Source organism: Mannheimia sp. USDA-ARS-USMARC-1261 (assembly GCF_000521605.1).
GTDB classification, from domain to species: Bacteria; Pseudomonadota; Gammaproteobacteria; order Enterobacterales; family Pasteurellaceae; genus Mannheimia; species Mannheimia indoligenes.
Map to the genome: position 1 here is coordinate 1,760,808 of NZ_CP006942.1, position 17,057 is coordinate 1,777,864.

A 17,057-nucleotide genomic window follows, 5' to 3' on the forward strand; every position below is an offset into this window, starting at 1 on the left:
GCCCGAAGCTCTATAAATATCTACAATAATTGCTTGACTTATTTATTTTGTACTAGTTTAATAGTACAAAATAAATTTTCTATAGGAATTTGCAATGTCTTATTTAACTATTACCCAAACAGAGCTTCCTTACTTTTCAGATACAACCCATATTTACTATGCGTTATGTGGCGAACGTACGCATACTTTATTATTAGATTCTGCCGAAATTCAAAGCAAAAATAGTTTAAAAAGTTTATTGTTTGCCAAATCCGCTGTGCATATTTTTTGTGAAGATCAACAGGTTACTTTTCACGCCTTAACCAAAAACGGCGAAGCTGTATTGCCATTGATTGAAAAAGTGTTAAACCAACTTTCTCCAGCTCCAATTTGCAAATTTTTAAGCAAAAATGACCGCTTGCAAGCCATATTCCCAACCATCAGCAACTATTTAGATGAAGACAGTAAACTCAAAACCACTACTGTTTTTGATGGTTTACGCACTGTCAGCCGGCTGTTTGCAAATTCAGCATCGCCAATCTATTTAGGTGGTTTATTTAGCTACGACTTAGTGGCGAATTTTATTCCGATGGAAAACATCAGCCTGCAAGATGATGGTTTAAGCTGTCCTGATTACAGTTTTTATTTAGCAGAGCAGCTCGTTACAATCGATCATCAAACAGAAAAAGCAATACTAAATACGTTTTGCTTTGAGCCAAGCGAGCAATCTCACCTCCAACAACAAGCAGTCGAATTTTCCCAAAAACTTGCAAATCTTTCTGAAACCGAGCTTTCACTAGAAATTAAAGCTGCAACAGATGAAGCAACTGCTAATATTGAAGATGAAGACTTTAAGGCGATTGTCCGAAAAATCAAACACCATATTAACATTGGTGATGTATTCCAAATTGTGCCTTCTCGCCGTTTCAGCTTGCCTTGCCCGAACACGCTTGCCAGCTATAAGCAGTTAAAAATTAACAACCCAAGCCCTTATATGTTCTATATGCAAGGAGAAAATTTCACTCTATTTGGGGCTTCGCCGGAAAGTGCGTTGAAATATTCCGAGAGTAACCGCCAGTTGGAAATTTACCCGATTGCCGGTTCTCGCCCTCGTGGATTTGACGAGTGCGGCAACATCGATCCTGAACTAGACAGCCGTTTGGAGCTGGAACTACGCCTAGATCAAAAAGAGCTTGCCGAACATTTAATGTTGGTGGACTTGGCTCGAAATGATGTGGCTAGAGTGAGCGAATCAGGCACTCGCCGTGTGGTGGATTTAATGCAAATTGACCGCTATTCGCAGATTATGCACCTAGTTTCCCGTGTGATCGGCACACTTCGCTTTGATTTAGATGCCCTTCACGCTTACCAAGCCTGTATGAATATGGGTACACTGACCGGTGCACCGAAAATCAAGGCGATGCAACTTATCTACCAAGTAGAGCAACAAAAACGCCACAGCTACGGCGGTGCGGTAGGTTATTTAACTTCAGACGGCAATTTAGACACCTGTATCGTAATCCGCTCAGCCTTCGTACAAAACGGCATTGCTTATGTGCAAGCAGGTTGCGGTGAAGTATTAGATTCCGATCCGCAATTAGAAGCCGATGAAACCCGCCACAAGGCACGAGCAGTGTTAAAGGCGATAGGGCAAGTAAATGCAAAGGCGAGAGTATAAGGACGAACTATGGCAAACATTCTTTTTATTGATAACTTCGACTCTTTTACCTACAACTTAGTCGATCAATTCCGTGAATTAGGGCATCAAGTTACGATTTTCCGTAATGATTACCCCCTAGCGGATTTCTTAGACAAAGCCTTAAACACGCCTGACTGCTTGGTCGCACTTTCTCCCGGTCCGGGCAACCCGGCTGAAGCAGGCAATTTATTAGAAATTATCCGCCAATTAAAAGATAAAGTACCGATGATTGGAATCTGCTTGGGTCATCAAGCCTTAATCGAAGCCTTTGGTGGAAAAGTGGTGCATACCGGCACGGTGTTACACGGCAAAGTTTCCCGCATTGAACACGATAATCAAGCGATGTTTGAAGGTATCAATAACCCAATGCCTGTGGCACGTTACCATTCATTAATGGGCGATGATTTGCCAGAAGAATTTGAAGTAAACGCCAAATTCGAGCATATCGTGATGGCAATTCGCCACAAAACTTTGCCAATTTGCGGCTTTCAATTCCACCCTGAATCCATTTTAACGGTAGAAGGCACAAAATTACTCAAACAGTCGGTAGAATGGTTGTTAGGGGCAAAAAATGATTAGTGTATATGGTCTAAAGCAGACATTGGCAGACCGCCGACCCCAAATTGCCGAAGTCATTTTTGACTGCTTGGAAATGAGCTTAGGCGTGCCGAAACAACGCCACGCCTTGCGTTTTGAGCTGTTAGAGGCAGAAAATTTTTATCCGCCAATTAATCGTAGCGAAAATTTCATCGTTATTGAAATTAACCTGATGCTTGGACGGAGCGAACAAATCAAAAAACGGCTGATTAAAGGCTTATTTAGCTCATTGCAATCAAAAGTCGGGATTATGCCGATAGATGTGGAAATTACTATTAAAGAACAGCCCGAACACTGCTGGGGCTTTCGAGGAATGACCGGCAATGAAGCAACCGATTTGGAATATCAGGTACACCGCTAATCGGTTGATACATCAAGCGGTCAAATAAGGAAAATTTTATGCAAAAATTACTTGATAAATTATTCGCTAACCAAGCCTTAACCCAAGCGGAATCTCACGCTTTGTTTAGCGAAGTGGTGAAAGGCAACCTTTCCAACGAACAATTAGCCGCTGCCTTGATTGCGTTAAAACTACGAGGCGAAACGGTAGAAGAAATTGCCGGAGCCGCCACAGCAGCGTTAGAAAATGCTAATCCGTTCCCTACCCCGGATTACCCTTTTGCCGATATTGTCGGCACAGGCGGCGATGGACATAACACCATCAATATTTCCACCACCTCAGCGTTGGTTGCAGCGACAATGGGCTATAAAATTGCCAAACACGGCAACCGCAGCGTATCCAGCAAAACAGGCTCAAGCGATGTTCTTACCCATTTAGGCATTAATGTTGACGTAACACCACAAACCGCACGCCTAGCCTTAGATGAAGCCGGTATCTGCTTTTTATTTGCCCCAATGTACCACAGCGGTTTTAAATATGCTGCACCGGTTCGCCAAGCATTAAAAACCCGAACCCTCTTTAATATTTTAGGACCACTTATCAATCCGGCACACGCCAAACGCCAGTTACTTGGGGTTTATTCGCCAGAACTCGTAAAAGTTTATGCCGAAACTGTCAAAACGTTAGGCTATGAGCATACGATTGTCGTTCACGGAGCAGGCTTAGATGAAGTTGCCATTCACGGCGAAACCTTAGTGGCAGAAATTCAAAACGGACAGATTGACTATTACACTCTCACCCCTGAAGATTTCGGCATTTCACGCCATTCTCTTGAAGATCTCAAAGGCGGAGAGCCTGCAGAAAATGCAGAAAAAATCACCGCTATCTTACAAGGTAAAGGCGAAGCCGCTCATATTGATGCGGTGGCGGTAAATGTAGCATTGTTGATGAAACTGTTTGGAAAAGCTGATCTTAAAGCAAATGTCGCAGAGGTTAAAAACACCCTTGCCAGTGGAAAAGCATTTGAAACTTTGAGAAAATTAGCCACATATCAATAACTATATCGTAGAGGCGAGTTTTAACCAGCCTCTATTAACGATCGACTAACAGCCCTAACTAAAGTGAAAAAAAGCATTTACGACACCCCGATTTTCTTTGAACGCTACCAACAACTTCGACAAAACCCGATTAGTATGAATGAGGTCGTAGAAAAGCCGACAATGTTCTCGCTACTGCCTGATTTAAAAGGCAAAAAAGTGTTGGATTTAGGTTGTGGAACTGGGGTTCATCTCGCCCATTATTTAAGTTTAGGGGCAGAAAAAGTGGTTGGATTAGATTTATCCGAATTAATGCTACAGCAAGCCGAAACCGAGCTTTCCGCACAATACCAAAAAGGAAAAGATTTCTCGCTCTACTGCTTGCCGATGGAGCGTTTAGATGAAATTCAAGAGAGCGATTTTGATGTCGTTACCAGTTCTTTTGCCTTTCACTATATTGAGGATTTTGCCTCGCTCCTTGCAAAAATTTCGGCAAAAATGACCGCTTGTGGCACGCTGATTTTCTCTCAAGAACACCCGATTGTTACGTGCTACAGAGAAGGATACCGTTGGGAAAAAAACGAAGCAAAACAACAAGTGGCTTATCGGTTAAATTATTATCGAGATGAGGGCGAGCGGGATCGCAGTTGGTTTCAGCAATCGTTTAAAACCTACCATCGCACAATGGCGACCATTTTAAATCAGCTTATTCAAAGTGGATTTAACATTCTGCAAGTGGAAGAGCCGATGCTTACTGAGCAGCCTGAATGGCATAATGAATTTAAAGATTTACAACATCGTCCGCCATTGCTATTTGTAAAAGTACAAAAACAAAAATAGCAAACAGCGAGTTATCAATGTGGTTATTTTACAATCAATTAAACATTATTTTTTAAAATTTGATTGCTCAATTTTCGTGAACCCACTATTATTTGTACTACCAGTACGGAGCGGTAGTTCAGCTGGTTAGAATACCTGCCTGTCACGCAGGGGGTCGCGGGTTCGAGTCCCGTCCGTTCCGCCAATAAATTTAAGCCTCTGAGAAATCAGAGGCTTTTTTGTTTCTGTCAAACGATAATCAACTTCTGTAACTGACTTATGCCATTCAACCTTGTGCTGGTTAAATTCGGTGAAATTTTCAGCTCATCAAACATTTCTCGTAAATTAAAATTCTCAAGTTCCTCTACAGATTTTTCGGTAAGTGCCGTTACTACAATAAATAAAATCCCCTGCATTAAACGGGCATCGCTATAGGCTTCAACCTTGCGTGGCGAGAGCTGAAACTGAAACCATAATCGGCTTTCACAACCTTCAATTTCGGGTAATTCGGCAAGCTCTTCTTCTGTTGGTTTTGGTAACTGACGGCTAAATTGAATTAACAAGCGGTATCTTTCTTCCCACGATTTGCAATTTTCAAATTTTTGGTAAATCTCTGCTAATGTCATAGTATCCTCAATAAATTTGCAAAAGATTTTAACAATCTGACCGCTTGTTGTTAATGATTTTCTGAAAATTTGCTAGAATAGAGCGATTTTCGTATTACGATAGAGGAAATGATAATGGCATTAGTTCCAATGGTGGTAGAACAGACCTCAAAAGGCGAACGTTCTTACGACATTTATTCACGCTTATTAAAAGAGCGTATTATTTTTTTAAACGGTCAAGTTGAAGACCAAATGGCAAATTTAATTGTGGCACAACTGCTCTTTTTAGAAGCGGAAGATCCGGAAAAAGATATTTATTTATACATTAACTCGCCGGGTGGTGTAGTAACGGCAGGGCTTGCAATTTACGATACAATGAATTTTATTAAACCTGATGTGGCAACTCTTTGCACCGGGCAAGCGGCTTCAATGGGGGCATTTTTACTTTCCGCCGGAGCAAAAGGCAAACGCTTTGCACTTCCACACGCACGAATTATGATCCACCAACCTTTGGGTGGGGCGAGAGGTCAAGCAACCGATATTCAAATTCAAGCAGAAGAAATTTTACGTTTGAAAGAGATGCTTACCCACAGAATGGCAGAGCATAGTGATCAGCCTTTTGAGAAAGTAGCAGCGGACACCGAGCGTGATAATTTTATGTCTGCCAAAGAAGCAGCTGAATATGGCTTAATCGACAAAGTTTTAACCTCTCGCAGTGAGGTGGCATAATGGCGTTTGAAAAAGAACCACATTGCAGTTTTTGCGGTAAAAAACGCACCGAAGTCGATCAGTTAGTAGAAGGTACTGAAGGCTATATTTGTAACGAATGTATTGAAGAATCTTACGCTCTGCTACACGGCGAAGAAGAGCCGCTAATTGATGAAAGCCAAGAAGATGAAGCGAGTTTCTTCACAAATGTCCCAACGCCGCACGAGTTACATCAACACTTAGATGATTATGTCATCGGGCAAGAACACGCCAAAAAAGTACTTTCTGTGGCAGTTTACAATCACTACAAACGTTTAAGAAGTGCGTTATCAAATTTTGATGCTACAAATGGTGTGGAATTAGGTAAAAGTAATATCTTATTAATCGGACCAACAGGGAGCGGTAAAACTTTACTGGCAGAAACGCTTGCTCGCCGTTTAAATGTGCCGTTTGCGGTTGCCGATGCAACAACCCTTACCCAAGCTGGCTATGTGGGTGAAGACGTGGAAAACGTTATTCAAAAATTATTGATGAAATGCGATTTTGAAGCAGAACAAGCGGAACGTGGCATCGTCTTTATTGATGAAATCGACAAAATCACCCGCAAATCGGAAAGTGCTTCAATTACCCGAGATGTTTCGGGTGAAGGCGTGCAACAAGCCTTATTAAAACTGCTTGAAGGCACGGTAGCTAATATCAATCCGCAAGGTGGTCGTAAGCACCCGAAAGGCGAAACTATTCCGGTGGATACTTCCAAAATCCTATTTATTTGTGGTGGGGCGTTTGCAGGTTTAGATAAAATTGTAGAATCTCGCACAAATACGCAGGGCGGTATTGGCTTTGGTGCGGCATTGAGAAAAGATAAAGATCGCCAAGATTTAACAGAATTATTCAAACAAGTTGAGCCTGAAGATTTGGTTAAATTCGGCTTAATTCCTGAGTTAATCGGTCGTTTACCTGTAGTTACGCCACTACAAGAGTTAGATGAAGAAGCCTTGATTCAGATCTTAACCGAGCCTAAAAATGCAATTATCAAGCAATACCAAGCCTTATTCGAAATGGAAGGCGTAGAATTACACTTCACCAAAGAAGCATTAATCGCCATTGCAGGCAAAGCCATTGCCCGTAAAACAGGGGCTCGCGGTTTACGTTCAATCGTAGAAAACTTGTTGCTTGATACAATGTACGATCTCCCAACCTTAAATGCGAAAAAGGTAACTATCGGCAAAGGTTGTGTGGAAAACGGCGATAAGCCGAAGGTGGAATAATAGTTACGAAATATTTGAAAGTTTAGAGGATTTTTAAACAAAAAATTTCAAACTATTTACAATAAGGGAAGAATGTAATGGAACCAAAATTTACCATTAACCATAAAATAGTTAATTATATTGTGGATATTTCTTCCCTTGTTGGTCGGCTATCATTAGAAAAACGGGATCTGCATTTACGGAAAGAGCAACGTATTCGTTCAATCCAATCCTCATTGGCGATTGAAAGCAACCCTTTGACTCTAGAGCAAGTTACAGGTATTTTAAACGGTAAACGTATTCTTGCTCATCCTAAAGATATTAGAGAGGTCGAGAATGCTTACCAAGCATACGATCTTGCTTTTACGCTAAATCCATATAAATCCAAAGATTTACTACTTGCTCACAAACTACTCACTCAAGATCTGATTAAAGAGTCAGGGAAATTTAGAAACAGAGAAGTTGCTGTCTATAGTGGAGAAAATATTGTCCACATTGGTGCTAAAGCTGATTTTGTCCCTAAATTAGTTCAAAACTTACTTAAATGGGCAGAAAAGAGTGAAGTCCATACATTAATCAAAAGCTGTATTGTTCATTTTGAGTTGGAAATAATCCACCCTTTTGCAGATGGAAATGGCAGAATCGGGCGTTTATGGCAAAGTTTAATTTTAAGTCAGTGGGATTCACTTTTTGAATGGCTTCCTATTGAAACTATCGTATATCAGCATCAACAGCGTTACTACCAAGCACTTAATAGTAGCAATATAAAAAACGATTCTACCGATTTTATTGAGTTTATGCTTGAGGCAATCCTTACGACATTAAATGCTTATTCAATAAATAAAATGAGCGATAAAATGAGCGATAAAATAAGCGATAAAATAAGCGATAAAGAGCAATTGATCTTCCAAAGAATAAAAAGCTATTTATCTGAAAATGCGATGATTACCAACCAAAAAGCCGTACAGTTACTAGAATTAAGTCCAGCCACAGCAAGACGATACCTAGCAAAATTTGTGAAACTCGGTTTACTGACAGCACAAGGTGAAAATAAAAATAGAATTTATTATATTGAGTAATATCAAATGAAAATCTGGCAAACAAAATCCCTTATTACTTGGCTGCTCGCACCGTTCTCATTGCTGTTTTGGTTGATTAGCAACGTTCGCAAGCGGTTATATTCTTGGAATATTTTGCAATCGTATCGCTCACCTGTGCCGGTGTTGGTTGCGGGCAATATTTCTGTTGGCGGTAATGGCAAAACTCCCGTGGTGGTTTGGTTGGTGGAACAATTACAACAACGCGGAGTAAAAGTGGGCGTGATTTCTCGCGGTTATGGTGGGAAAAATAAAGTATTTCCACAGCTTGTTACACAGCAGAGTTCTGCTGAAATGGTGGGCGATGAGCCAGTGTTGATTGTGCAACGCACTAATGTACCATTGGCGGTTTCCCCTAACCGTCAGCAAAGTATTGAATTATTACTTAGCCAATTTGAGTTAGATTTAATCATCACCGATGATGGATTGCAGCACTACGCACTACAGCGAGATTTGGAATGGGTGGTCGTTGATGGTAAAAGACGTTTCGGCAACGGTTTTGTCTTACCTGCCGGTGGATTGCGTGAGCTGCCAAGCCGTTTAAATTCGGTAGATGCCATCATTTGCAACGGCGGAATTGCCAAGTCAAATGAACATTTAATGAGCCTAGAGCCAAGTTCAGCGGTTAATCTTCTAACTAATGAATATAGACCTTTAAGTGAATTTAGCCAACATTGTGTCGCCATTGCAGGAATCGGGCACCCGCCTCGTTTTTTCACGATGTTGGGGAAATTAGGCATTCCGCTTGCCAAAACGCAAGGCTTTGCCGATCATCAAGATTTTGATGCCAATCAACTGAAAGCATTAGCTGACAGCCAAACTCCATTATTGATGACGGAAAAAGATGCGGTAAAATGCAAAGCCTTTGCGGAAGAAAATTGGTGGTATGTGCCGGTTTCTGCAAAATTCTCCGAAAAATCGACCGCTTGTTTAATCGAACAAGTGATGAATAAAATCAAAAAAGGAACAACCTAAGATGAATGAAAAATTACTGAATAATCTGGTCTGCCCGATTTCCAATGAAAAATTGGAGTGGGACAAAGAAAACGACCGTTTAATCAATCGTAAACTTAACATTACCTACCCGATTAAAAACGGCATTCCTGAATTGTTACCCGAAGCAGGGAAAGCTTTATAAAGATAGGGCTGATTTAAATCAGCCCTTTGTTTTATTTGAATAAGTTACCCAAAATTCCTTTAGCCGCTTGGGCTAATAAGTCATCAGCCCCCAGATTTTTTAAATCATCTACATTGCCGTTTGGGGTCAAAGTATCCACGATTTTAGGGAGTAGCTGAGCTAATAAATCACTCGCATCTGTCGCATCCACACCGGCGTCTTGAGCTGCATTTTGAATATTTTCTTGACCAAAAACATTACTGATTTGCTCGCTTGATACCGGAGCATTATCTTCATCGCTGCTAACCCAAGTGCGTAATAAATCGTCTAAGCCGCCTTCTTGGAATTTAGCGATTAAACCTTCCACACCACCTTGTGATTGCAGTAAGTTTTGAATTAATTGAATTGCGGTTGATTGGTTGTTGCCGCCCAAAACAGACGATGCCAATGAACCTAAAATATTACCTAACATAATTTCTCCTAGACAAGCGGTCGTTTTTTCTCATAATTTTGCAAAAAATCGGTGAAATTTAACCGCTTGCAATACTGATTAACGAGCTAAAATCGCTCGCACTCTTTCCAAATCTTCCGGCGTGTCCACCCCAACTTGTGGGGCTTCTTTTGCCAGTTCGATATGAATTTTTTCGCCATACCATAAAGCACGCAACTGCTCTAAGGATTCTAATTGTTCCAATGCCGTTGGCTGCCAAGCCACATACTGTTTCACAAAACCGGCACGGTAAGCGTAAATGCCGATATGGCGTAAGTAGCCTTGTGAAACAATAAAACTATCATCGCAATCCGGAAAGCTATCTCTGGCAAACGGAATTGAGGCACGCGAGAAATATAACGCCATACCGTTTTTATCCGCTACTACTTTCACTGCGTTTGGATTGAATAACTCCTCACGAGTTTCTAACTTCACACCAAGTGTTGCCATATTCACTTGGAAACTATCTAAATTGCGAGCAACCTGAGCGACAATCACAGGTGGAACTAGCGGCTCATCGCCTTGAATATTGACGATAATTTCATCATCGGCAATTGCCATTTTGTCGATCACTTCTGCCAAACGCTCAGTGCCTGAATTGTGCTTGTCTGACGTCATACACACTTCCGCCCCAAAGGCTTTAGCAGTGGCTTCAATTTCGGGGTGATCGGTGGCAATAATTACTCGAGTTGCCCCAGAAAGTTGGGCTTTTTCCCAAACGTGTTGGATCATCGGTTTGCCGGCAATATCCAACAACGGCTTGCGAGGCAAGCGGCTAGAGGCATAACGTGCCGGAATAATCACGGTAAAATTCATCACAGTTCCTTATGCTTCTTGAGCATCTAAAAAACGTTCCGCATCAAGGGCTGCCATACAGCCTGTTCCGGCTGAAGTAATGGCTTGGCGGTAGTTGTGATCCATTACATCACCGGCAGCAAATACGCCTTCAACCGAAGTCGCTGTTGCGTTGCCTTCTAAGCCTGATTTCACTTTGATATAGCCGTTTTCAAGCTCTAACTGCCCTTCAAAAATGCCGGTATTCGGTGCGTGCCCAATTGCTACGAAGAATCCATCAACTTTAATTTCTTCGGTTAGTTCTTCTTTAGTTGATTTTAAACGTAAACCGGTTACGCCCATATTATCGCCCAACACTTCTTCGACTGTGCGGTCGGTGTGCAGAATGATTTTGCCTTCTTCAATACGTTTTTGTAGGCGACCTAATAAAATTTTCTCGGCACGGAAGCTATCACGGCGGTGAACCAAATGCACTTCGCTCACTAAATTCGCTAAATATAATGCTTCTTCAACCGCGGTATTGCCGCCGCCAACTACCGCAACAGGTTTATTGCGATAGAAAAAACCATCACAAGTTGCACAAGCGGAAACACCTCTGCCTTTGAATTTTTCCTCAGACGGCAAGCCTAAATATTTTGCCGATGCCCCTGTAGCAATAATTAATGCATCACAAGTAAAAGTGTTTAAATCACCTTTTAAGGTAAATGGGCGTTTAGAAAGATCTACACTGTGGATATGGTCAAACACAATTTCAGTTTCAAATTTTTCGGCGTGCTTGAGCATTTTATTCATTAATTCCGTGCCGGTAGTATGCTCAAATTCACCCGGCCAGTTTTCGATTTCATCAGTAGTGGTTAATTGCCCACCTTGTTGCATCCCCGTAACTAATACAGGGTTTAAGTTAGCACGAGCGGCATACACCGCAGCGGTATAGCCAGCAGGACCTGAGCCTAAAATTAAAAGTTTTGCGTGTTTAGTTGTCATAATCAATCCTCTGAATGAAATTAGCATCTATTTTATCTTAAATTCACATTTAACTCCATTTTCGCTTTCGCTCACATTTTTTTGATTTTGTGACAAACTTAACAGAAATATCAGCATTTTTCCTGTAGATTAGAACAACTTCACTCACTTCTAAAAGGAGAAAACTTATGAAAAAGCTTATTAATTCAATTGAAACCGTGTTAGATGAACAACTCTCCGGTTTCGTAAAAGCACATTCTGACTTAATATTAAATAAAGAACCTGTCTATATTTATCGCACACCACCAAGTAATCAACCGAAAGTCGCTTTAATTTCAGGCGGTGGAAGCGGACACGAGCCAATGCACGCCGGTTTTATTGGAAAAGGAATGCTTGATGGGGCTTGCCCGGGAGCAATTTTCACCTCGCCAACACCGGACCAAATGTTTGAATGTGGTTTAGCACTAGATCGTGGCGAAGGCGTTTTGTTAATCATCAAAAACTACACCGGTGATGTACTAAACTTTGAAACGGCAACTGAATTATTGGCAGACAGTGGTGTTCAAGTGGCGACCGTATTGGTTGATGATGACGTGGCTGTAAAAGACAGCCTCTATACCGCCGGTCGCCGCGGTGTTGCCAATACCGTGTTGATTGAAAAATTACTTGGTGCAGCCGCAGATAAAGGCTATTCCTTAACCGAACTGGCTGAGCTCGGTAACAAACTCAATAATAATGGGCATTCAATCGGCATTGCACTTGGGGCTTGTACCGTTCCTGCCGCAGGTAAGCCATCGTTTACCTTAGCAGAAAATGAAATGGAGTTTGGTGTGGGTATTCACGGCGAACCGGGCATTGAACGCCGTCCGTTTGAGAATTTAGATAAGACTGTCAAACAGATGTTTGAAACTTTAATTGCTCACGGCGATTACACTCGCACAATTCGCCACTGGGATAATCAAAATCAGCAATGGAATGAAGTGGAAGAAAGTAAGCAAGCCTTACAAAAAGGCGATTGTGTTATCGCTCTTGTGAATAATCTTGGCTCGGTGCCGCTTTCAGAACTTTACGCAGTTTATGATGCCCTTGAAAAAGAGAGCCATGCTTTTGGTTTAACTATTGAACGTAGCCTTGTCGGTTCTTATTGTACCTCACTGGATATGCAAGGAATGTCAATCACCTTACTCAAAGCCGATGATGATATTCTACAATTATGGGATGCACCGGTTAATACACCTGCATTACGCTGGGGCGAATAATCACATTGAAGGAAAAAGTATGAAAATATCAAAACAACAAATTTTAAAATGGCTTGAATTATGCCAACAAGTAATGGACGAAAAGCGTGATTATTTGACCGAGTTGGATACCGTTATCGGTGATGGAGATCACGGCTTGAATATGCAGCGTGGCTTTAGCAAAGCAATTGAAAAAGCTAAAACGGTGGAAGACAAAGACATCGGCACAATTTTAAAGACGGTCGGAATGACCTTACTTTCACAAGTTGGCGGTGCAAGCGGTCCACTTTACGGTACATTTTTCATTAAAGCTGCTCAAAGCACAAATGCAAAAGAAGCTCTCAGCTTTTCAGATCTGCTACTCTGTTTAGAGCAAGGGGTTGAAGGCATTGTGCAACGAGGGAAAGCAGAAATTGGCGACAAAACAATGTGCGATCTGTGGTTGCCTTTGCTGGAAGAGCTAAAAAAAGCAGATACCTCTCAATCAATTGGCTCAATTTTGTTACAAGCGGTCGAAAAAGCAGAACATTTTGCAAATCAAACGATTCCACTTATTGCTAAAAAAGGACGAGCCAGCTATCTGGGAGAACGAAGTGCAGGGCATCAAGATCCGGGAGCAACATCGAGTTATTACATTTTTAAAGCCTTAGCAGATGCAGTGCAATAAGGAGCTACAATGGTTAATTTAGTAATTGTTTCCCATAGCGCAAAACTGGCTGAAGGGGTTGCAGAAATTCTTTTGCAAATGACTCAAGGTGGTTGTCAGATTGCTGTTGCAGGGGGAATTGACGATGCGGAGAATCCGATCGGCACTGACGCCGTTAAAATTATGCAGGCGATTGAATCGGTCTTTACACCTGATGGTGTGATTGTTTTTGTCGATTTAGGCAGTGCAGTATTAAGTACCCAAACCGCCATTGATTTACTCGAACCGGAAATTGCCGAAAAAGTGGTTATCAGCTACGCACCTTTAGTGGAGGGAGCTTTTGCTGCGGTGGTAGCAGCATCAGCCGGTGATAGCTTAGAGTTAATTTTAAAAGAAGCCAATGAAGCTGCTCAACTTAAACAAGAGCAGGCTGAATAATCTAAATTCACAAACAAAAATGCCGTAATCAATTACGGCATTTTCATTTCATTAATATAACAGAGAATAAAGCTGCCTTCTGAATTTAGGCACAATAGGATCTGTTCCAAGTGCTGATAATATGGCTAAAAATTGGTTTTTCAGCTCGCCGTTTGATACATTCAAATCTGACTTCAACCAATCAAATAAGAGCGTTAAAGCTTCTTCATTTTTGTGAGCTTGGTGTAATTGATTAGCCAGTTTAATCGCAATTTCAGGTGTTTTGCTTTGAGCATAATCGGCTTGCAACTGTTGCAACTCGGGGGATTCACTCGCCTGCTCTAATAACTCGATTTGAGCCTGCAAACCGTGCCAGCGGCTGTCTCTGTCTTGAATTGGAATAGCTTTTAAGATTTCACGAGCCGGCTCAACATTTCTCATTGCGATATAAGTTTCAGCATAGAGCAAAGCAAAATCGCTGTTTTTCTTGTCCGTCATTTCCCAAGCAGCTTTTAATAGAGGCAATGCTTCATCGTAACGTTGATCTTGTAGAAGCTCTAAGGCTTGGTGAAATTTAAGATCTTCCTCTTTCGGCAGAATGTTAGCAAGCCGAATTCGCAACTCTTGCTCACTTACCGCACCTTGAATAGCATCAATAGGCTGACCGTTCGAGAAGAGATAAAGCGTTGGAATTTGTTGAATGCGAAACTGTGCGGCTAATGTCTGCTGTTCATCGCAGTTAATCGTTGCCAACAAAAATTGCTGTGGATTTTCATCCGCAATACGGCGGAGTAAGGCATCCATTTCTAGCGAGGCAACCTCACGGGGAGAAATAAAATGGAACACTGTAGGCATTTGCCCAGCGGCACTCCACACTTCACTAAAATTTTGTTCGTTTACATTTACCAAATAGTCCATAAAAACCTTCTTTAAGCTAAAAATTACATTTTATATTGTAGCGTTAATAAGAGGTTTCAATAGGTAGCCCGTTTCTTTCCCACGCTTCAAAACCACCTTTTACGCTGTAAACGTTTTCAAATCCCTGCTCAATCAAAAATTGAGCGGTACTTTGGCTACTCACCCCGTGATAACAAATGACAACAACAGGATCATCATAATCAACTTCATCTAAAAATTTGCCGTAGCTTTGGTTAGTTAAATGAAAAGCATCTTGTGGGTGGCTATAAACATAGCGGCGAGCATCACGCACATCGGCAAGTACCGCACCGTCGTTTTCAATCATCTCCCACGCTTGCTGGGGAGTAATTTCTTTAAATGTAATATCAGTCATAATTTATCCTCAAAAATGGCGAAACTATACCACAAAATAGCGAAGGTATCGGCGATTATTTCAAGTTGAAAAATTGATGTTTGTCTTATATAATTGCGAACTATTTTCAAATGCAAGATTTATCCATTTTTTATTTGAGGTTTTATATGAATCAACTTTTTCATTTTTTAGAACGTTATACAGACTTCGTTATTTTAGGCTTACTAGGCTTATTAAGCGTTATTTGCGTGTGGAAAGCAATTGAACGTATTATGTTCTATTCAAAAGTGGATATTTCCAAATATAGCACTTTGGAAGAATTAGAAATCGACTTAACCCACAACCTAACTACCCTTTCTACTATTGGCTCAAATACACCTTATATCGGGCTATTAGGCACAGTTATTGGTATTCTTCTCACCTTCTACAACTTAGGACAATCAGGTGGCGATATTGATGCTGCCGCTATTATGGTAAATCTTTCCTTAGCATTAAAAGCAACTGCCGCAGGTATTTTAGTAGCGATTATTGCAATGGTGTTCTATAACGGTTTTGGTCGTAAAGTAGAAGAAAACAAGTTGAAATGGTTAGCTCTACAGGCTAAAAATCATCAAGCGGTCTAATTTCCTCTATTTTTTGCAAATTAAGAAGGCATAAAGATGAAAAAATTTGATGAAATCAACATCATCCCATTTATTGATATTATGTTGGTATTGTTGGCTATCGTGTTAGTTACAGCCTCTTTTATCTCACAAGGTAAAATTCAAGTGAATGTACCAAAAGCGACAACAACACAGCCAATGCAAGCAGATGAACTTGCTAAACTTTTGACCATTACTGAAAACAATGAATTTTTCTTTAATGATAAACCTATCACAAAAGAGCAGCTTGTGGCAGAGGTTTCAACTTGGGATAAAAGCCAAAAAGTTTCGCTTAAAGTCGATGGTGCAGTTGCTTTTGAAAAATTTGTGGAATTAACTGATGTTTTATCTGCAAATGAGATCAAAAATGTGGCAATTATTACTAAAAAAGAAACCGTTGCTACACCGGCTGCTAATACGCCAGCCTCGCCTAATCAAGCACCAATAACGCCTTAATAGGATAAGAGAGATGAAAAAACACCATTCTCGAATCGGATTAATTGCCTCACTAGCCATTCACGGTGCATTGATTGGTGGTAGCTTTGCTTTACTTAATGAGCAAAAAATCGAAAAAGCGGCAGAGCAAAATTCGCTTTCAATGGAAATGGTTGCTGCTTTATTAGAGCAACCACAGGTGGCAGTTTCACCTGATCCTATTGAAGAAGTAAAGGAAGCTGCTCCAACACCCGAACCAGAGCCTCAACCCGAGCCAAAACCTGAACCTGAAGCTATTCCTGATCCAGTCATAAAACCGAAAAAAGAAGAGCCGAAAAAGGAAAAGCCAAAGGAAGAAAAACGTAAAGAACGTCCAAAAGAGAAAAAAGAAAAACCAAAAGAAGAAAAACGTAAAGAGAAGCCAAAAGAGCCAGAAAAGCCTCAGCAAAAACCGATCAAAGCATTAGAGCGTGGTCCTGAGGTAAAACAAGGTATTGTTGCAAAAGCCATTCCAAATGCTGTACAAGGCGAAAAAATGGTTTCAGGAGTTGTAGGCGGACAAAAAGGTGGCTCATTGAATTCAACCTCTACGACAGGGAGTAACGTAACAGGGGGCAATGCAAGCGAACTTTCAGCCTATAAAACCGCATTACAGCGTGCGTTACAACGCAAGGCAAATAATTCATACCCTCAGCGTGAAAAGATGATGCGGAAAACAGGCACGGTAACCATTAAATTTACCATTACCTCATCCGGTGCAATTTCAAATGTTTCTGTAGTAAATTCATCGGGTAACAGTAATTTGGATAATGCAGCGGTAAAAAGTGCACAGGCAGTGAGTATGCCACCGCCACCGGCAGGTTTCCCACCTTCAGTTACCGTACCAATTAGATTCTCTCTTGAATAAAAAAACACCC

Annotated in this window: 22 protein-coding genes and 1 tRNA gene; 17 read left to right on the top strand and 6 right to left on the bottom strand. The window is 41.1% G+C overall.

Annotation, left to right across the window (positions count from 1 at the left end; genetic code table 11):
- The first annotated feature begins 94 nt into the window (after positions 1–94).
- The 6 genes from X781_RS08475 (at position 95) to X781_RS08500 (ending at position 4,676) form a co-directional block, all read left to right on the top strand.
- Complete coding sequence (locus tag X781_RS08475; protein ID WP_025236452.1) at positions 95–1,657, top strand: anthranilate synthase component 1; 1,563 nt, start codon at positions 95–97, stop codon at positions 1,655–1,657.
- A gap of 9 nt (positions 1,658–1,666) precedes the next feature.
- Positions 1,667–2,257 (top strand): aminodeoxychorismate/anthranilate synthase component II, encoded by a 591-nt coding sequence (locus X781_RS08480; RefSeq protein WP_025236453.1) that lies wholly within the window; start codon positions 1,667–1,669, stop codon positions 2,255–2,257.
- Positions 2,250–2,636, top strand: a complete 387-nt coding sequence (locus X781_RS08485) for a tautomerase family protein (protein ID WP_025236454.1) — start codon at positions 2,250–2,252, stop codon at positions 2,634–2,636. The genes X781_RS08480 and X781_RS08485 overlap by 8 nt, the downstream gene beginning before the upstream one ends.
- A 38-nt stretch (positions 2,637–2,674) precedes the next feature.
- Positions 2,675–3,673, top strand: coding sequence for an anthranilate phosphoribosyltransferase (gene trpD, locus X781_RS08490; protein ID WP_025236455.1), 999 nt, complete (start codon positions 2,675–2,677; stop codon positions 3,671–3,673).
- A gap of 63 nt (positions 3,674–3,736) precedes the next feature.
- Entirely contained in the window at positions 3,737–4,492 is a 756-nt protein-coding gene (locus tag X781_RS08495) for a class I SAM-dependent DNA methyltransferase (protein WP_025236456.1), read from the top strand.
- A gap of 107 nt (positions 4,493–4,599) precedes the next feature.
- Positions 4,600–4,676, top strand: a tRNA-Asp gene (locus X781_RS08500).
- 43 nt (positions 4,677–4,719) lie between these two features.
- Here the strand turns inward: X781_RS08500 and X781_RS08505 are convergent.
- Positions 4,720–5,097, bottom strand: a complete 378-nt coding sequence (locus X781_RS08505) for a SufE family protein (protein WP_025236457.1) — start codon at positions 5,095–5,097, stop codon at positions 4,720–4,722.
- 114 nt (positions 5,098–5,211) lie between these two features.
- Between X781_RS08505 and clpP the strand changes: the two genes are divergently transcribed.
- The 5 genes from clpP (at position 5,212) to X781_RS08530 (ending at position 9,266) form a co-directional block, all read left to right on the top strand.
- Entirely contained in the window at positions 5,212–5,805 is a 594-nt protein-coding gene (clpP, locus tag X781_RS08510; RefSeq protein WP_025236458.1) for an ATP-dependent Clp endopeptidase proteolytic subunit ClpP, read from the top strand.
- Complete coding sequence (clpX, locus tag X781_RS08515; protein ID WP_025236459.1) at positions 5,805–7,052, top strand: ATP-dependent protease ATP-binding subunit ClpX; 1,248 nt, start codon at positions 5,805–5,807, stop codon at positions 7,050–7,052. Before clpP ends, clpX begins: the two co-directional genes overlap by 1 nt.
- Positions 7,053–7,129: 77 nt before the next feature.
- Positions 7,130–8,110: a Fic family protein gene (locus tag X781_RS08520; protein ID WP_025236460.1), complete on the top strand. Its 981-nt coding sequence runs from the start codon at positions 7,130–7,132 to the stop codon at positions 8,108–8,110.
- A gap of 6 nt (positions 8,111–8,116) precedes the next feature.
- A complete protein-coding gene (gene lpxK, locus X781_RS08525; protein WP_025236461.1) occupies positions 8,117–9,103 on the top strand; it encodes a tetraacyldisaccharide 4'-kinase in 987 nt (328 codons plus the stop codon).
- A 1-nt stretch (position 9,104) separates the two neighbouring features.
- On the top strand, positions 9,105–9,266 hold the full coding sequence (locus X781_RS08530) for a Trm112 family protein (protein ID WP_025236462.1): 162 nt from the start codon (positions 9,105–9,107) through the stop codon (positions 9,264–9,266).
- Between the two features lie 31 nt (positions 9,267–9,297).
- Here X781_RS08530 and X781_RS08535 read toward each other — a convergent pair whose 3' ends face one another.
- The 3 genes from X781_RS08535 to trxB form a co-directional block, all read right to left on the bottom strand.
- Positions 9,298–9,717 (bottom strand): YidB family protein, encoded by a 420-nt coding sequence (locus X781_RS08535; RefSeq protein WP_025236463.1) that lies wholly within the window; start codon positions 9,715–9,717, stop codon positions 9,298–9,300.
- 78 nt (positions 9,718–9,795) lie between these two features.
- Positions 9,796–10,551: a 3-deoxy-manno-octulosonate cytidylyltransferase gene (gene kdsB, locus X781_RS08540; protein WP_025236464.1), complete on the bottom strand. Its 756-nt coding sequence runs from the start codon at positions 10,549–10,551 to the stop codon at positions 9,796–9,798.
- 9 nt (positions 10,552–10,560) lie between these two features.
- Positions 10,561–11,514 carry a thioredoxin-disulfide reductase gene (gene trxB, locus X781_RS08545; protein WP_025236465.1) on the bottom strand — a complete coding sequence of 318 codons (954 nt, stop codon included), beginning with the start codon at positions 11,512–11,514 and terminating at the stop codon, positions 10,561–10,563.
- Between the two features lie 167 nt (positions 11,515–11,681).
- Between trxB and dhaK the strand changes: the two genes are divergently transcribed.
- The 3 genes from dhaK to dhaM are packed head-to-tail and all read left to right on the top strand — an operon-like array spanning position 11,682 to position 13,815.
- Positions 11,682–12,752: a dihydroxyacetone kinase subunit DhaK gene (dhaK, locus tag X781_RS08550; RefSeq protein WP_025236466.1), complete on the top strand. Its 1,071-nt coding sequence runs from the start codon at positions 11,682–11,684 to the stop codon at positions 12,750–12,752.
- Between the two features lie 19 nt (positions 12,753–12,771).
- On the top strand, positions 12,772–13,398 hold the full coding sequence (gene dhaL / locus X781_RS08555; protein WP_025236467.1) for a dihydroxyacetone kinase subunit DhaL: 627 nt from the start codon (positions 12,772–12,774) through the stop codon (positions 13,396–13,398).
- 9 nt (positions 13,399–13,407) lie between these two features.
- Complete coding sequence (gene dhaM / locus X781_RS08560) at positions 13,408–13,815, top strand: dihydroxyacetone kinase phosphoryl donor subunit DhaM (protein ID WP_025236468.1); 408 nt, start codon at positions 13,408–13,410, stop codon at positions 13,813–13,815.
- 51 nt (positions 13,816–13,866) lie between these two features.
- Here dhaM and X781_RS08565 read toward each other — a convergent pair whose 3' ends face one another.
- Entirely contained in the window at positions 13,867–14,712 is an 846-nt protein-coding gene (locus X781_RS08565) for a co-chaperone YbbN (protein WP_025236469.1), read from the bottom strand.
- Between the two features lie 43 nt (positions 14,713–14,755).
- Entirely contained in the window at positions 14,756–15,085 is a 330-nt protein-coding gene (glpE, locus tag X781_RS08570; RefSeq protein WP_025236470.1) for a thiosulfate sulfurtransferase GlpE, read from the bottom strand.
- Between the two features lie 146 nt (positions 15,086–15,231).
- Between glpE and exbB the strand changes: the two genes are divergently transcribed.
- The 3 genes from exbB to X781_RS08585 are packed head-to-tail and all read left to right on the top strand — an operon-like array spanning position 15,232 to position 17,047.
- Entirely contained in the window at positions 15,232–15,687 is a 456-nt protein-coding gene (gene exbB / locus X781_RS08575) for a TonB-system energizer ExbB (protein ID WP_025236471.1), read from the top strand.
- Between the two features lie 36 nt (positions 15,688–15,723).
- The gene (exbD, locus tag X781_RS08580) at positions 15,724–16,161 is read left to right on the top strand and encodes a TonB system transport protein ExbD (protein ID WP_025236472.1); all 438 of its coding nucleotides are present in this window, start codon (positions 15,724–15,726) and stop codon (positions 16,159–16,161) included.
- 13 nt (positions 16,162–16,174) lie between these two features.
- Complete coding sequence (locus tag X781_RS08585; RefSeq protein ID WP_025236473.1) at positions 16,175–17,047, top strand: TonB family protein; 873 nt, start codon at positions 16,175–16,177, stop codon at positions 17,045–17,047.
- Positions 17,048–17,057: the final 10 nt, after the last annotated feature.

What these genes read in the sequence shown, in the direction of transcription:
- trxB (WP_025236465.1), bottom strand. Translation starts at nt 11,514, where the DNA reads ATGACAACTAAACACGCAAAACTTTTAATTTTAGGCTCAGGTCCTGCT.
- clpX (WP_025236459.1), top strand. Translation starts at nt 5,805, where the DNA reads ATGGCGTTTGAAAAAGAACCACATTGCAGTTTTTGCGGTAAAAAACGC.
- dhaM (WP_025236468.1), top strand. Translation starts at nt 13,408, where the DNA reads ATGGTTAATTTAGTAATTGTTTCCCATAGCGCAAAACTGGCTGAAGGG.
- kdsB (WP_025236464.1), bottom strand. Translation starts at nt 10,551, where the DNA reads ATGAATTTTACCGTGATTATTCCGGCACGTTATGCCTCTAGCCGCTTG.
- X781_RS08535 (WP_025236463.1), bottom strand. Translation starts at nt 9,717, where the DNA reads ATGTTAGGTAATATTTTAGGTTCATTGGCATCGTCTGTTTTGGGCGGC.
- exbB (WP_025236471.1), top strand. Translation starts at nt 15,232, where the DNA reads ATGAATCAACTTTTTCATTTTTTAGAACGTTATACAGACTTCGTTATT.
- X781_RS08475 (WP_025236452.1), top strand. Translation starts at nt 95, where the DNA reads ATGTCTTATTTAACTATTACCCAAACAGAGCTTCCTTACTTTTCAGAT.
- X781_RS08520 (WP_025236460.1), top strand. Translation starts at nt 7,130, where the DNA reads ATGGAACCAAAATTTACCATTAACCATAAAATAGTTAATTATATTGTG.
- X781_RS08585 (WP_025236473.1), top strand. Translation starts at nt 16,175, where the DNA reads ATGAAAAAACACCATTCTCGAATCGGATTAATTGCCTCACTAGCCATT.
- X781_RS08505 (WP_025236457.1), bottom strand. Translation starts at nt 5,097, where the DNA reads ATGACATTAGCAGAGATTTACCAAAAATTTGAAAATTGCAAATCGTGG.
- X781_RS08565 (WP_025236469.1), bottom strand. Translation starts at nt 14,712, where the DNA reads ATGGACTATTTGGTAAATGTAAACGAACAAAATTTTAGTGAAGTGTGG.
- dhaK (WP_025236466.1), top strand. Translation starts at nt 11,682, where the DNA reads ATGAAAAAGCTTATTAATTCAATTGAAACCGTGTTAGATGAACAACTC.
- trpD (WP_025236455.1), top strand. Translation starts at nt 2,675, where the DNA reads ATGCAAAAATTACTTGATAAATTATTCGCTAACCAAGCCTTAACCCAA.
- dhaL (WP_025236467.1), top strand. Translation starts at nt 12,772, where the DNA reads ATGAAAATATCAAAACAACAAATTTTAAAATGGCTTGAATTATGCCAA.
- lpxK (WP_025236461.1), top strand. Translation starts at nt 8,117, where the DNA reads ATGAAAATCTGGCAAACAAAATCCCTTATTACTTGGCTGCTCGCACCG.
- X781_RS08480 (WP_025236453.1), top strand. Translation starts at nt 1,667, where the DNA reads ATGGCAAACATTCTTTTTATTGATAACTTCGACTCTTTTACCTACAAC.
- glpE (WP_025236470.1), bottom strand. Translation starts at nt 15,085, where the DNA reads ATGACTGATATTACATTTAAAGAAATTACTCCCCAGCAAGCGTGGGAG.
- clpP (WP_025236458.1), top strand. Translation starts at nt 5,212, where the DNA reads ATGGCATTAGTTCCAATGGTGGTAGAACAGACCTCAAAAGGCGAACGT.
- X781_RS08485 (WP_025236454.1), top strand. Translation starts at nt 2,250, where the DNA reads ATGATTAGTGTATATGGTCTAAAGCAGACATTGGCAGACCGCCGACCC.
- X781_RS08530 (WP_025236462.1), top strand. Translation starts at nt 9,105, where the DNA reads ATGAATGAAAAATTACTGAATAATCTGGTCTGCCCGATTTCCAATGAA.
- exbD (WP_025236472.1), top strand. Translation starts at nt 15,724, where the DNA reads ATGAAAAAATTTGATGAAATCAACATCATCCCATTTATTGATATTATG.